The sequence below is a fragment of the Pseudomonas sp. S2_A05 genome (assembly GCF_054668485.1).
Genome location: NZ_CP162775.1, coordinates 3,113,893 through 3,126,825 on the forward strand (window position 1 = coordinate 3,113,893; position 12,933 = coordinate 3,126,825).

Genomic DNA, 12,933 nt, shown 5'->3' on the forward strand with positions numbered 1-12,933 from the left:
TGTTGTAATCGACGCTCAATCCTGCCACAGCACTGCCTCGCTGCGCGCGCTCCATTCTTCGAAACGCTCGCCGTAGCGGTCTTCGATGACGTTGCGTTTGATTTTCAGGGTCGGCGTGAGGAAGCCGTTGTCCACCGCCCAACTGTCCTTGACCACTACCAGTCGGTGCAGGCGTTCGTGCTTGTCGAGGGCGGCGTTGACCTCCTCCAGCAATTTTTCCAGGCTCGCGTGCAGGCTGGCACGAGGCTCTTGCTGATTGACCGCCGACAGCACGCACAACCCCAGCGGTGCACTCAGGCCATCGCCCACCACGCATACTTGTTCGATGCGTGAATGCACGGCCAGACGGTTTTCGATCGGCGCCGGCGCGACGTATTTGCCCTTGCTGGTCTTGAAGATTTCCTTGAGTCGCCCGGTCAGGCGCAGGCGCCCTTCGCTGTCCTGCTCGCCCTTGTCGCCGGTACGCAGAAAGCCGTCTGCGGTCAGCGTCTCGGCGGTTTTCTGCGGTTCCTTGAAATAGCCGAGCATGTTGGCCTGGCTGCGCACCTGCACCTCGCCGGACTCATCGATGCGCACCTCGACTTCCGGGCACGGCTGGCCGATCCAGCCCTGTTTGTATCGCCCCGGCAGACAGATATGCGAATAGCCGCAGCCCTCGGTCATGCCGTACACCTCCAGCACATCGAGGCCGAGTTTCTGATACCAGGCGAGCAAGGTCTGCGGTACCGGCGCGGCACCGGACAACGCCACGCGCAAGGCATCCAGGCCGAGCCCGGCCAGCACTTTGTGGCCGACCCGCTTGCCAATGAAGGGCAGCCCGAGAAGGAAATCCAGACGCTGCGCCGGGATCTTGCTGTACACACCCATCTGGAATTTGGTCCAGATACGCGGCACGCCGAACATTGCCGTCGGCCGCGCGCGCTGCAGATCGGTGATGAAAGTCTCGAGGCTTTCGGCGAAGAAAACGGTCTGGCCGGTATAGATCGAGGCCAATTCGACAAACATGCGCTCGGCAACGTGGCACAGCGGCAGATATGACAGCAGCCGATCGTTCTCGTTGAGCCCGAACAGCTGCGTGCCACGACTGGTGGCGAAACCGAGATTGGCGAAACTGTGCATCACGCCTTTGGGCAGGCCGGTGGTGCCGGAGGTGTAAATGATCGTCGCCAATTGCTCGGCGGCGGGACGTGGATCGTCCTGGATTGGCGAACAGCTCTGCAGATCCGCCCAGCTGTAATCGAACTCGCCCGGCGGATGCAGTGGCAGGCTGATGGTCGGTAAACCCGTCGGCACGCCTTGCGCCATGCCTGCCCAGTCATCGAGCTTACCGATGAACGCCAGCGCACTTTCCGAGTGAGTCAGCACCTGCGCAACGGATTCAGCGGTGAGATTGGGGTACAGCGGCACCGACACATGCCCGGCCATCCAGATCGCCAGGTCGGCGATGATCCAGTGCGCGCAATTTTTCGAGATCAGGGCGATATGGCTGCCGGGCGGCAACTCCCGCGCCCGCAACCAGTGCGCGGCGCAGCGGGCCTGATGGCCGACATCGGCCCACGTCAGCGTCTCGACCTGACCGCCGCCGATGGGCTGCACAAGAAAGCGCTGGCGCGGGTGCCGGGCTTCCCGTTCGTAGAACACGTCCAGCGGCAAACGGAAGGCGGCAGACATGCGACTCGCTCCTGTTTTTTTGGTCTGGAGCAAGCGTAGTCAACCAAGCAAGTGCTTGGTTGGAATTTTCAAACAAATAATTTCATGGGTTGGCAGAAATCAATGTGGGAGCGAGCCTGCTCGCGAATGCAGTATGTCAGCCCCAAAAAAGGGTGAATGACACGCCGCCTTCGCGAGCAGGCTCGCTCCCACAGGGATATGGCGTTAAGGGTGCTTGAGGCTATTGAGCTTCATCGAGCCAATCAGCAGCTCGCTGTGCTCAAGCTCCGCCAGCCCCGCCGTACTCACCCGCTCCGGCGGATGTCCGGCGCCGTGCTGCAGATAGCTGAGCAGGTTGCCCACCAACGGGTTGTGGCTGACCAGCAAAACATTACTGACGGACACCAATTGCTCGGCGACCTTGTCCGGATCGCTATCCGGCGTCAGCCACTCGACCGTGCGAATCTCCGGCTCGAAACCCAATGCGTCGCGCACGATCTGCGCGGTTTGCTGCGCGCGCAGATAAGGGCTGGCGTAAATCGCCGTCAGCGGCTGGCCCATGAGATGCGCGGCGCTGCTCAGGACTTCTTTACGACCATGCTCGGTCAACTCGCGCTCGGAATCGATCTTCGAGTGAGGCACCGCCTCACCATGACGCAATACCCACAGTTTCATAGTTTGGGCTCCTCATCGCGCACCGGATGCGCGGCCGGGGCGACGGTGTGCGGCGCTTCACCTTCCGGGGTGCGCGGCGCCGGCCAGTCGGCGAACGGCCAGGGCTTCTGGTCACTGTGAAACGTGCCGAAGCGGCCAATCTGCGCGAGGAACTGGCTGAGGCTGTCGCCGAAATTCATCAGGCTGGCGCTCGGTGCGCCGTAGATCAGGCGGTAGATCAGTTGCACCAATACCACCGCGCCGAGGATGAATTGCGCGACTTGCCAGACCAGCAGATAAACGATCATCCACAACACCCGCAGGAGGATGGATTCGTACTGGGTTTCGCTTTTCGGATCGCTCATGGCTTGCTTCCTGTCCGTGTAACAGCTGAATCAGTTGAAACCGCTGGTGGAAATAAAGTCGACGTCGGTTTTCGGCTCGGCACGCATCAGTAGACCGATCACCTGCTCCAGCGTGCGTCCTTCGAACAGGATCGCGTGCAGCCCGGCGACCAGCGGCATGTACACGCCGACTTCCTGGGACTTGGCCTTGAGCACCTTGAGGGTGTTGACCCCTTCGGCGACCTCGCCGAGACGCGACACCGCTTCGTCAAGGCTCAAGCCCTGACCGAGGGCGAAGCCGACCTGGTAGTTGCGGCTCTTGGGCGATGAACAGGTGACGATCAGATCGCCAACCCCGGCCAGACCAAGGAAGGTCATCGGGTTGGCGCCCTGATTCACGGCGAAGCGGGTCATCTCCGCCAAGGCGCGAGTGATCAGCATGCTCTTGGTGTTCTCGCCCATCTCCAGCGCCACCGCCATGCCGGCGATGATCGCGTAAACGTTTTTCAACGCACCGCCCAGCTCGACACCGAAACGGTCGGCGCTGGCGTAAACGCGGAAGGTGCGCCCGTGCAGGGCGGCTTGCACCGCTTTGCACAGTTCTTCGTCTTCGCTGGCGACCACCGTGGCGGTCAGCGCGTGCTCGGCGATTTCCCGCGCCAGGTTCGGCCCGGACAACACGCCGATCCGCGCCTGCGGGGCGATCTCTTCGAGAATCTGGCTCATCAGCTTGAAGGTCTGCGCTTCGATGCCTTTGGTCAGGCTGACCAGCATCTTGCCGCTCAAGCGCTCGGCGTGGGCGGCGAGTACCGTGCGCAAGGCGCTGGATGGCAGCGCGACAAAGCACAGATCGCAGGCATCGAGAGTGGCCTGCAGGTCGGTGACAGCGGTCACCCCCGGGAGAATCTTGATGCCTTTGAGGTAACGCGGGTTTTCGCGGTTGACCCGGATGGCCTCGGCCTGCTCGGGGTCACGCATCCACTGAAGGACTTGATGGCCGTTCTCGGCCAGCAGATTGGCCACGGCGGTACCAAAACTTCCGCCTCCCAGGACCGCAATCGGGCGCTGTTCAGTCATATGCAATCCGTTAATCCATACCAGTGGCGATGCCGGGCATTATACGGGGCGACCCGGTGGCGGCCAGCCCCAGCAACAATTACCGACATTTGTAGGAAGAAGACCAATAAAACCTAGGAAAATGCCTGCAACGTCACTGGAAAAGTCGCAGCCCTCGGTTAACATGCGCGCCAATTCTTCTCTCTGCAGGCTGTGTCGTGTTTTCTGGCCCTCCTTCCCCGCGCTCGCCCCTGTTACTCGCGCTGATGTTCAGCCCGCTGGTGCTGGCGGACGATCTGTTCGTCGACAGCCAGACGCTGCCGCCGGTGCTTACGGCCACGCGGCTGAAGCAGACCCCGGCCGAAGTACCGGGGAGCATGACCGTTCTCGACAGCGAATTGATCAGTGCCAGCGGCGCCCGCGACATCAGCGAATTGCTGCGACTGGTACCGGGGATGATGGTTGGCAGCATCAACGGCAATCAGCCGGCGGTGAATTACCACGGCACCAACGCCAGCGAAGCACGGCGCATGCAGGTGTTGATCGATGGCCGTTCGGTGTATCGCGCCGGGCTGGCGACGGTGGACTGGAGCGATATTCCGGTCGCGATGGAAGATATCGAGCGGATCGAGGTGTTTCGCGGTCCGAACACTGTCAGCTATGGCGCCAACGCGTTGATGGCGGTGATCAACATCATCACTCGCCACCCGGCCGACAGCCACGGCACGCGCTTGAAAATCACCCGTGGCCAGCGTGGCATCAACGACTTTTATGCCAGCCAGGGCACTGGTTGGGATGGCGGCGATCTGCGCCTGTCGCTGTCCGGCCAGGAAGACGACGGTTTCGACAGCGACCGCAACGGCGCCGATTATCGCGACAGTCGGCGCTTGAACCGTCTGAGCTTGGCGGTCAGCCATGATCTCAATGAAGATCAAAGCCTCGACTGGCAGCTCAACGCCAAAGACGGCAGCAATCAGCGGCCTTATACCTACCGCCCGGTGTTCTCTGGGATTACCGACGCCGGGAACAATTCCGACGTGGTGGCCAAGGATTACGCCGGTTCGGTGCGCTGGAACCTCGACATCAATCCCGAACACAGCCTCTATGTGCAAGGTTCGGCGCAGCACTGGGATCGCCAGCAGGTCTGGCGCGCCTGCGATGCCGAAGTGTCGTTCAGCCCTGAACTGACGCAGCTGTGGCAGCTCAACCCGAATTACACCGAACGGCTGGCGCGCAACATCACTCAGTTCACCGGCCCCGGCGCTGCGCCCGGCACGCCGCAGGAAATGGCGCTGGCCAATCAAGTGCTTGAGCAATGGCGCAACGGCGCCAGCCAGACCTTGTGCGGCGATATCGACCAGAGCGCCCGCGAGTCGCGTTACGACCTCGAACTGCAGGACACCCTCAGCCTGGCAGACAGCCTGCGTCTGGTCAGCGGCCTGAATTACCGCTACGACCGCGCCGACTCCGAAACCTACTTCAACGGCACCCTCGACGACACCACCTGGCGCGCCTTCGGCCAACTGGAATGGCGCGCTACCGAGCACTGGCTGGTGCAGGGCGGTGCGATGTTCGAAGACACGCAACTGATCGGCAGTTCGCTGACCCCGCGCTTCGCGGTCAACTACCTGATCAACCCGCGTCACGGCCTGCGCGCGGTGTACTCGGAGGCGATCCGTTCGCCGGACATGTTCGAAAACAACGTCAACTGGAGCTATCAGGTCAGCAACCTGCGACCCTCGGCCTATGGCCAGTCGTCGGCGCGTTATTTCGTCAAGACCCGCGGCCCCGGCGATCTCGATCAGGAACACATGCGCTCGCGGGAATTGGGCTACAACGGCTACTTCGCCGAGCTCGGACTGGCCGTCGACGTGAAGCTGTTCTACGACGAAATCACTGGGATGATCAGTGAGCCGCTGCGCAACAATCAGTACATCGCCAGCAATGCCAACAGCTCGCGCTTTCGCGGCACCGAAACGCAACTCGACTGGCGCCTCAATAGCGCCGACCGTTTGCGTTTGACCTACGCCTTCGTCGACGCCGAGGCGAGCAATCCGCTGGATCAGCAGTTGACCTCGCGCAACAGCGGTTCCGCCGGTTGGCTGCGCAACTGGGGGCATGGCTGGAACAGCGCCCTCTTCTATTACGGTGACAACGCGCTCAACGGCTATCGCTTCGAACGCGTCGACACGCGCATCGCCAAACGCATCGCCATTGGCAAAGCTCAGCTGCAATTGGCCGGCGTGCTGCAACAGCGCCTCGATCATCAGCCGAATACCTTCGTCGACAATAATTACGATGAACGCCGGGTAATGTATTTCAGTGCCGAGCTGGAGTTCTAGGATGCGCAACGGCCCGTCACGGAAGACGCCAACCCTTGGCCACTGGCTGGCGGGGCTCTGCCTGTTCTTGACCGCGTGGCTGCACGGGGTCGCGGTGCAAGCGGCGGATATTTTGTTGACCGGCGCCGAGGAAAGCCCCGGCGTGCAGGCTTTCGTACAAGCACTGAGTGAACTGCGCCCGACCGACAATGTGCGGTTCCAGCCGCTGGCCAGTTTGCCGGCACCGGGCAAACTGCCGGCCAGTCTGCGCTTGATTCTGCTCGACCTGCCCAGCCTCGACTGGCGTCTGCAAGACTCACAAGGCCCATCGACACTGGTGTTGCGCATCAGCCGCTTGCAGGCGCGCCAGCGTTTCGCCGATGCCCAACCGGCGCGCCTGAGTCTGCTCTGGAGCGACCCACCGCTGAGCCGGCAATTGCAACTGATCCGGCGGATCTTGCCGCAGGCCCGGCGGGTCGGCGTGCTGTTCGATGAGCACGGCGAATTCCTCATTGACGAATTGCGCGCGGCTGCGCGGCCATTGAACCTGGAGATTGTCAGTCAGCGCTGGGACAACATTCACGACAGCCGTCCGCTGCAAGCGGTGTTGAAAAGCAGCGACGTCTTGCTCGGCCTCGATGACCCCGATCTGTACAACTCGCAAACGGCGAAAAACCTTTTGCTCAGCAGCTACTCGCGGCAGGTTGCGCTGATCGGCCCCAACATTGCATTCGTTCGCGCTGGCAGCCTCGCCAGTACCTACAGCGACCAGAGCGACTGGCTGGCGATTCTCGATCATTTGCTCGATCAGCCCACCAGCGCATGGCCGCGAACGCTTTACCCCGCTCGTTTCAAAGTCTCAAGTAATGCGCAGGTGGCTCGTTCCTTAGGCATCGAACCGTTGAATGAAGCATCTGTCGCCAGTGCCTTGGCCGAAGGAGAGCGCCGCCCATGAATTTCCGCCGCCGTTGGGACATCAACACCCGCACGCAGCTGATCAGCCTCGGCCCGGCGCTGCTGCTGACGTTGCTGTTGATCAGTTTCTTTACCTTCGTGCGCATTCAGGATTTGCGTCAGGAGCTGAACCACACTGGCCAGTTGATTGCCAACCAACTGGCGCCTGCCACGGAATACGGGGTGATCTCCGGCAACAACGAAGTGCTGGAAAGCCTGCTCAAGGCGACACTCGCCACGCCCAACGTGCGCTTTCTCGAAGTGCAGGACAGCGCCAATCGGATCCTGGTGTACGTCGAACAACCGGCCGATAGCCACAGCCGCCCGCACCAGGTCGAAGTGTTCCAGGCACCAGTGCGTTTGCAACGAATCGCCTTGCACAACGATTTCTTCCAGGACGGCAAAGTCAGCAACAGCGCCGCCGGCGAGGATTATCTCGGGCGAGTGATCGTCGGGCTGTCCAATGACGCTTTCAGTCAGCGCCAGCAGGAGATCCTGTTCAAAGCCGGGGTTCTCGCGCTGTTCGCTCTGCTCTTCACCTTCGTCGTCGCCCGTCGTCTGGCCGGCAGTCTGTCGCAGCCGATCCGTGATATTGGCGATGCGGTCAAGGCGATTCAGGAAGGCGACTACAAAACCCCGCTGCCGATTGTCGACGACACCGAACTGGGCGCACTGTCGCAGCACATCAACAACCTTGCTCAGGCGCTGGAGCAGGCCAGTCGCGAACAGCAGCAAGCGATGGCGCAACTGATCCAGACCCGCGAAGAAGCGGAGAAGGCCAACAACGCCAAATCCGACTTTCTGGCGATGATGAGCCATGAACTGCGCACGCCCATGAACGGCGTGCTGGGCATGTTGCAGTTGCTTGAAACCACCGAGATGACCGAGGAGCAGGTCGAATACGCCGCGCTTGCTTCGGAGTCGACCGAGCACTTGCTCAAGGTCATCAATGACATTCTCGACTTCTCGCGAATCGAGCGTTCGGAGCTGGAGCTGGAGCACATCCCGTTCAATCTCGCCGAGCTGATCGGCGCCTGCGCGCAATCGTTCCAGCACAGCGCGGTGCAGCGAGGCCTGGCACTGAATCTGCGCATTCCCGACGACATGCGCGGCTTGCAGGTGCAGGGCGATCCGACGCGGATCCGGCAGATTCTGGTCAACCTGGTTGGCAATGCCTTGAAGTTCACCGAGCAGGGCCGGGTCAGCATCGAGGCGCAATGGCAGTCGCTGGACCATGAACTGCTGTGGTTCACCTGCTCGGTGCGTGACAGCGGCATCGGCATTTCTTCGGAAAGTCTGGAGCTAATGTTCAATGCCTTCCAGCAGGCCGACAGTTCGATCTCCCGTCGTTACGGTGGCACCGGTCTTGGTCTGCCGATCGCACGGACTCTGGCCGAACGCATGGGCGGTACGTTGCGCGCGCAGAGTGAGGAAGGACGCGGTTCGGTATTCACTCTGGAAATTCCATTGGCGCTATATAAGCAGGCAATGCCAGCGCTGGCCGCGCCGCGAGCGCCGAACGGTAGTGGTCAGGGTGAAGGACGCCATGTGTTGCTGGTCGAAGACAACCCGGTCAACCAGACCGTGATCGAAGCGATGCTGCGCAGTCTGGGTTTTGCCGTCAGTGTGGCGACCGATGGCGCGCAGGCGGTGCGCAGTGCCGAGGGCAGCGAGTTCGAAGTGATTTTGATGGACTGCCGGCTGCCGATCATCGACGGCTACGAGGCCACACGGCAGATCCGCGACCTGCCCGGACGCCGCGATGTGCCGATCATCGCGCTGACCGCCAACGCCTTGCAGGGCGATCGCGAAACCTGTCTGGCAGCGGGGATGAACGATTACCTGGCCAAGCCGTTCAAACGCAATGACCTGCAGCAGATTTTGCAGCGCTGGGTGTCGTAGTGTGGGCCTTTCGACCATCTGCGACTGGCGTGAAAAGCGAAAGTGCGGCAGTCTTAGGCACCCGAACGAGCCCCAAAAGGGGCTTGATTAAAAATTTCAGTGCACAAGTGTACATTCATGTCCTTGGTGCTGTGACTTTCACCACAACGCAATAGTCTATGAGTAGGCTGCCGGTTCGAGGCATGAATGCCTTGAACGGTCGGGAAGATCTGCCCCACCTGCCGCATGGGATTATTGAGGAGCTCGCATGACCAAACAAAACGCCTTTACTCGGGAAGACCTGCTGCGCTGCAGTCGCGGTGAGCTGTTCGGCCCAGGTAACGCGCAACTGCCCGCCCCGAACATGCTGATGGTGGATCGCATCACCCATATCAGCGAAGAAGGCGGCAAGTACGGCAAAGGTGAATTGGTCGCCGAGCTGGATATCAACCCTGACCTGTGGTTCTTCGCCTGCCATTTCGAAGGCGATCCGGTAATGCCGGGCTGCCTGGGTCTGGATGCCATGTGGCAACTGGTCGGCTTCTTCCTGGGCTGGCAAGGCCTGCCGGGCCGCGGCCGTGCGCTGGGTTCGGGCGAGGTGAAATTCTTCGGTCAGGTGCTGCCGACCGCCAAGAAAGTCACTTACAACATTCATATCAAACGCGTCCTCAAGGGCAAGCTGAACATGGCCATCGCCGATGGTTCGGTCAGTGTCGACGGACGCGAAATCTACACCGCCGAAGGCCTGCGCGTCGGCGTGTTCACCTCCACTGACAACTTCTAAGGGTTATTCGCATGCGCCGCGTCGTTATCACTGGTCTGGGCATCGTTTCGTGCCTGGGCAATGACAAAGAGACCGTCTCCGCTAACCTGCGTGCAAGCCGCCCTGGCATCCGGTTCAACCCGGAATATGCTGAAATGGGTCTGCGTAGCCAGGTTTCCGGCTCCATCGACCTCAACCTTGAAGAGCTGATCGATCGCAAGATCTATCGCTTCGTCGGTCATGCAGCGGCTTACGCCTACCTGGCCATGAAAGACGCCATCACTGACTCCGGCCTGACCGAAGAGCAAGTGTCCAACCCGCGTACCGGCCTGATCGCTGGTTCCGGTGGTGCTTCCACGCTGAACCAGATGGAAGCGCTGGACATCCTGCGCGAGAAAGGCGTGAAACGCGTTGGCCCGTACCGTGTAACGCGGACCATGAGCAGCACCGTTTCCGCTTGCCTGGCCACGCCATTCAAGATCAAGGGCCTGAACTACTCCATCGCTTCTGCCTGCGCCACCAGTGCTCACTGCATCGGTACCGCCATGGAACAGATCCAGATGGGCAAGCAGGACATCGTCTTCGCCGGTGGCGGTGAAGAAGAGCACTGGAGCCAGTCGTTCCTGTTCGACGCGATGGGCGCCCTGTCCAGCAAGCGCAACGACACCCCGGAACAAGCTTCCCGCGCCTACGACAAGGACCGCGACGGTTTCGTCATCGCTGGCGGCGGCGGCATGGTTGTCGTCGAAGAGCTGGAACACGCTCTGGCCCGTGGCGCGAAGATCTACGCCGAGATCGTTGGCTACGGCGCAACGTCCGACGGCTACGACATGGTTGCCCCGAGCGGCGAAGGCGCGATCCGCTGCATGCAGCAGGCGCTGTCCACCGTCGACACCCCGATCGACTACCTGAACACCCACGGCACGTCGACTCCGGTCGGCGACGTCGCGGAAATGAAAGGTGTGCGTGAAGTGTTCGGCGACAAGGCTCCAGCGATCAGCTCGACCAAGAGCCTGTCCGGTCACTCCCCGGGCGCCGCCGGCGTGCACGAAGCGATCTACTGCATGCTGATGATGGAAGGCAACTTCATCGCCGGCTCCGCCAACATCGACGAGCTCGACCCGGAAGTGGCCGATCTGCCGGTGCTGACCAAGACCCGCGAGAACGCCACCATCAACACCGTGATGAGCAACAGCTTCGGCTTTGGCGGCACCAACGCCACGCTGGTACTGAAGCGCTGGGAAGGCAAATAATTCCCCGCTGCTGAGCCACACATGAAAACGCCCCGACTGGTTCGGGGCGTTTTTTTTGCCTGAAAATTAGCTAGGACACCGCTGATCTCTGTGGGAGCTGGCTTGCCAGCGATAGCGGAGTGTCAGGCAACGGAGATGTTTGCTGTGCCGACGTCATCGCTGGCAAGCCAGCTCCCACAGGGTTTCAGGGTGTTCTGGAGATGAAACTTCTGTCATGAAACTTACTACCCTGCGACCGAATGTCGCGGTTTACGCGGCCTGCAGCTTTGTTGCGAAATTCGCAACAACACCTTGCGCCAATTGGCAGTTTACTTAGCTGACTAACAAATCCTATAACAGAGTCCTGCACACGCCTTGGTGCAGTAACTTGAGATCTGGAGCTAGCAGATGACTGTAAAAGTAACTGAACGCGACGATTCACACATGTCCCACGAAGGCCTGGCCGCCGGCATCCGTATCTGGGATGTGCATCAACAAGACTTGCTGGTCGGTATGTTTCACAACGAGATCGATGCCCACAACTACAAGGCTGAACTGGAAGTGCAGGAACAGCAAAGAGAACTGAAGTCCGCCTGAAACAACACAGCATTTGAAAACGACAAACCCCGCCATGAGCGGGGTTCGTCGTTGTTACAGCCGTGGATTTACCACATCAGATCGTCAGGGATCTGGTACGCCGCGTACGGATCGTCCTCAGCGTTGACCTCTTCAGTCTGCACGTTGAGCTGGACGATGCGCTGCGGGTCGCGCTCCTGGATCTTCAGCGCAGCTTCACGGGGGATCACTTCGTAGCCGCCGTTGTGGTGCACGATCGCCAGCGAACCGCTGCTGAGCTTGTTGCGCATCAGCGTGTTGACCGATATGCGCTTGACCTTCTTGTCGTCGACGAAGTTGTAGTAGTCCTCGGTGGTCAGCTTGGGCAGACGCGAGACTTCGATCAACTGCTTGACCTGCGCAGCGCGGGCCTTGGCCTCGGCCTTCTCCTGCTGCTGACGGTTCAGTTCCTGGTCGCGCTTGACCTTCTCGGCCATGGCTTCCTGGGCGGCGCGCTGCTGCGAATCGTCCAGCTCGGCCTGGCCTTTGTGGGCCAGGCGCTGTTGCTTCTGCTTGTCTTTGCTGACCTGCTTGGCCTGCTTTTGGTTGACCAGGCCTGCTTTGAGCAACTGGTCGCGAAGGGAAAGGCTCATCAATGCTTACTCACTTGGGCAACGGCTCAGCCGCAGCTGGGCTCATTCTTTTCCTGGCGTTTGGCTTCGCCCCACAGGGCGTCCAACTCTTCGAGGGTGCAATCTTCCATGGGACGGTGGGTGTCGCGCAATGCCTGTTCGATAAAACGGAAACGTCTTTCAAACTTGCCGTTGGCGCCGCGCAAGGCGGTTTCCGGATCGACCTTCAGATGCCGGGCCAGATTGACCACGGAAAACAGCAGATCGCCGATCTCGTCGGCCACCGCCACCGGATCGTTTTCGGACATGGCTTCGAGCACTTCATCGAGCTCTTCGCGAACCTTGTCGAGCACCGGCAAAGCGTCCGGCCAGTCGAAACCGACCTGCCCGGCGCGTTTTTGCAACTTGGCCGAGCGCGACAGTGCCGGTAAGGTGGCCGGCACGTCGTCGAGCAAGGACAACTGCTCGGGCGCCGAGGCTTTCTCGGCACGCTCTTCGGCCTTGATCTCTTCCCAGCGCTGCTTGACCTGCTCGTCGCTCAAGCGCGGCACGTCGAGCGGCGCGTACAGGTCGCCCGTCGGGAACACATGCGGATGACGGCGGATCAGTTTACGCGTGATGCTGTCGATCACCCCGGCAAATTCGAACCGCCCTTCTTCCTTGGCCAACTGGCTGTAATACACCACCTGAAACAACAGATCGCCCAACTCGCCTTGCAAATGGTCGAGATCGCCACGCTCGATGGCATCGGCCACTTCATAGGCTTCTTCGAGGGTGTGTGGGACGATGGTCGCGTAGGTTTGCTTGATGTCCCACGGACAACCGAACTGCGGATCGCGCAGACGGGACATCAGATGGAGCAGGTCTTCGAGGCTGTACATCATTTTTCTG

12 protein-coding genes are annotated in these 12,933 nt (G+C 60.7%); 6 read left to right on the top strand and 6 right to left on the bottom strand.

Going from position 1 to position 12,933, the window contains the following annotated elements:
* Positions 1-15: 15 nt before the first annotated feature.
* The 4 genes from AB4O12_RS14180 to AB4O12_RS14195 all read right to left on the bottom strand — a co-directional run bounded on the left by AB4O12_RS14180 (position 16) and on the right by AB4O12_RS14195 (position 3,725).
* A complete protein-coding gene (locus tag AB4O12_RS14180; protein ID WP_375122542.1) occupies positions 16-1,671 on the bottom strand; it encodes an AMP-binding protein in 1,656 nt (551 codons plus the stop codon).
* A 204-nt stretch (positions 1,672-1,875) separates the two neighbouring features.
* On the bottom strand, positions 1,876-2,325 hold the full coding sequence (sixA, locus tag AB4O12_RS14185) for a phosphohistidine phosphatase SixA (RefSeq protein WP_150637596.1): 450 nt from the start codon (positions 2,323-2,325) through the stop codon (positions 1,876-1,878).
* Positions 2,322-2,669: a DUF4389 domain-containing protein gene (locus AB4O12_RS14190; protein ID WP_041479590.1), complete on the bottom strand. Its 348-nt coding sequence runs from the start codon at positions 2,667-2,669 to the stop codon at positions 2,322-2,324. The genes sixA and AB4O12_RS14190 overlap by 4 nt, the downstream gene beginning before the upstream one ends.
* Positions 2,670-2,699: 30 nt before the next feature.
* A complete protein-coding gene (locus AB4O12_RS14195) occupies positions 2,700-3,725 on the bottom strand; it encodes an NAD(P)H-dependent glycerol-3-phosphate dehydrogenase (RefSeq protein WP_024013958.1) in 1,026 nt (341 codons plus the stop codon).
* A gap of 245 nt (positions 3,726-3,970) precedes the next feature.
* Between AB4O12_RS14195 and AB4O12_RS14200 the strand changes: the two genes are divergently transcribed.
* The 6 genes from AB4O12_RS14200 to AB4O12_RS14225 all read left to right on the top strand — a co-directional run bounded on the left by AB4O12_RS14200 (position 3,971) and on the right by AB4O12_RS14225 (position 11,452).
* The gene (locus AB4O12_RS14200) at positions 3,971-6,046 is read left to right on the top strand and encodes a TonB-dependent receptor plug domain-containing protein (protein ID WP_406227170.1); all 2,076 of its coding nucleotides are present in this window, start codon (positions 3,971-3,973) and stop codon (positions 6,044-6,046) included.
* A 1-nt stretch (position 6,047) separates the two neighbouring features.
* A complete protein-coding gene (locus AB4O12_RS14205; protein ID WP_252884693.1) occupies positions 6,048-6,980 on the top strand; it encodes an ABC transporter substrate-binding protein in 933 nt (310 codons plus the stop codon).
* Entirely contained in the window at positions 6,977-8,881 is a 1,905-nt protein-coding gene (locus AB4O12_RS14210) for an ATP-binding protein (protein ID WP_252886658.1), read from the top strand. Before AB4O12_RS14205 ends, AB4O12_RS14210 begins: the two co-directional genes overlap by 4 nt.
* A gap of 247 nt (positions 8,882-9,128) precedes the next feature.
* A complete protein-coding gene (fabA, locus tag AB4O12_RS14215) occupies positions 9,129-9,644 on the top strand; it encodes a 3-hydroxyacyl-[acyl-carrier-protein] dehydratase FabA (protein ID WP_024013962.1) in 516 nt (171 codons plus the stop codon).
* 11 nt (positions 9,645-9,655) lie between these two features.
* Complete coding sequence (fabB, locus tag AB4O12_RS14220) at positions 9,656-10,876, top strand: beta-ketoacyl-ACP synthase I (RefSeq protein ID WP_460058814.1); 1,221 nt, start codon at positions 9,656-9,658, stop codon at positions 10,874-10,876.
* Between the two features lie 387 nt (positions 10,877-11,263).
* Positions 11,264-11,452, top strand: coding sequence for a hypothetical protein (locus tag AB4O12_RS14225; protein ID WP_016773646.1), 189 nt, complete (start codon positions 11,264-11,266; stop codon positions 11,450-11,452).
* A gap of 68 nt (positions 11,453-11,520) precedes the next feature.
* On the opposite strand, the gene AB4O12_RS14230 is transcribed toward AB4O12_RS14225, so the two are convergent.
* Both AB4O12_RS14230 and mazG read right to left on the bottom strand, forming a co-directional pair.
* Positions 11,521-12,063, bottom strand: a complete 543-nt coding sequence (locus AB4O12_RS14230; RefSeq protein WP_016773645.1) for a DUF2058 domain-containing protein — start codon at positions 12,061-12,063, stop codon at positions 11,521-11,523.
* 26 nt (positions 12,064-12,089) lie between these two features.
* Positions 12,090-12,923: a nucleoside triphosphate pyrophosphohydrolase gene (gene mazG / locus AB4O12_RS14235; RefSeq protein WP_460062456.1), complete on the bottom strand. Its 834-nt coding sequence runs from the start codon at positions 12,921-12,923 to the stop codon at positions 12,090-12,092.
* Positions 12,924-12,933: the final 10 nt, after the last annotated feature.

Excerpts from the sequence above, each read along its gene's own strand:
- AB4O12_RS14180 (WP_375122542.1), bottom strand. The coding sequence starts at position 1,671 with ATGTCTGCCGCCTTCCGTTTGCCGCTGGACGTGTTCTACGAACGGGAA.
- sixA (WP_150637596.1), bottom strand. The coding sequence starts at position 2,325 with ATGAAACTGTGGGTATTGCGTCATGGTGAGGCGGTGCCTCACTCGAAG.
- AB4O12_RS14190 (WP_041479590.1), bottom strand. The coding sequence starts at position 2,669 with ATGAGCGATCCGAAAAGCGAAACCCAGTACGAATCCATCCTCCTGCGG.
- AB4O12_RS14195 (WP_024013958.1), bottom strand. The coding sequence starts at position 3,725 with ATGACTGAACAGCGCCCGATTGCGGTCCTGGGAGGCGGAAGTTTTGGT.
- AB4O12_RS14200 (WP_406227170.1), top strand. The coding sequence starts at position 3,971 with ATGTTCAGCCCGCTGGTGCTGGCGGACGATCTGTTCGTCGACAGCCAG.
- AB4O12_RS14205 (WP_252884693.1), top strand. The coding sequence starts at position 6,048 with ATGCGCAACGGCCCGTCACGGAAGACGCCAACCCTTGGCCACTGGCTG.
- AB4O12_RS14210 (WP_252886658.1), top strand. The coding sequence starts at position 6,977 with ATGAATTTCCGCCGCCGTTGGGACATCAACACCCGCACGCAGCTGATC.
- fabA (WP_024013962.1), top strand. The coding sequence starts at position 9,129 with ATGACCAAACAAAACGCCTTTACTCGGGAAGACCTGCTGCGCTGCAGT.
- fabB (WP_460058814.1), top strand. The coding sequence starts at position 9,656 with ATGCGCCGCGTCGTTATCACTGGTCTGGGCATCGTTTCGTGCCTGGGC.
- AB4O12_RS14225 (WP_016773646.1), top strand. The coding sequence starts at position 11,264 with ATGACTGTAAAAGTAACTGAACGCGACGATTCACACATGTCCCACGAA.
- AB4O12_RS14230 (WP_016773645.1), bottom strand. The coding sequence starts at position 12,063 with ATGAGCCTTTCCCTTCGCGACCAGTTGCTCAAAGCAGGCCTGGTCAAC.
- mazG (WP_460062456.1), bottom strand. The coding sequence starts at position 12,923 with ATGTACAGCCTCGAAGACCTGCTCCATCTGATGTCCCGTCTGCGCGAT.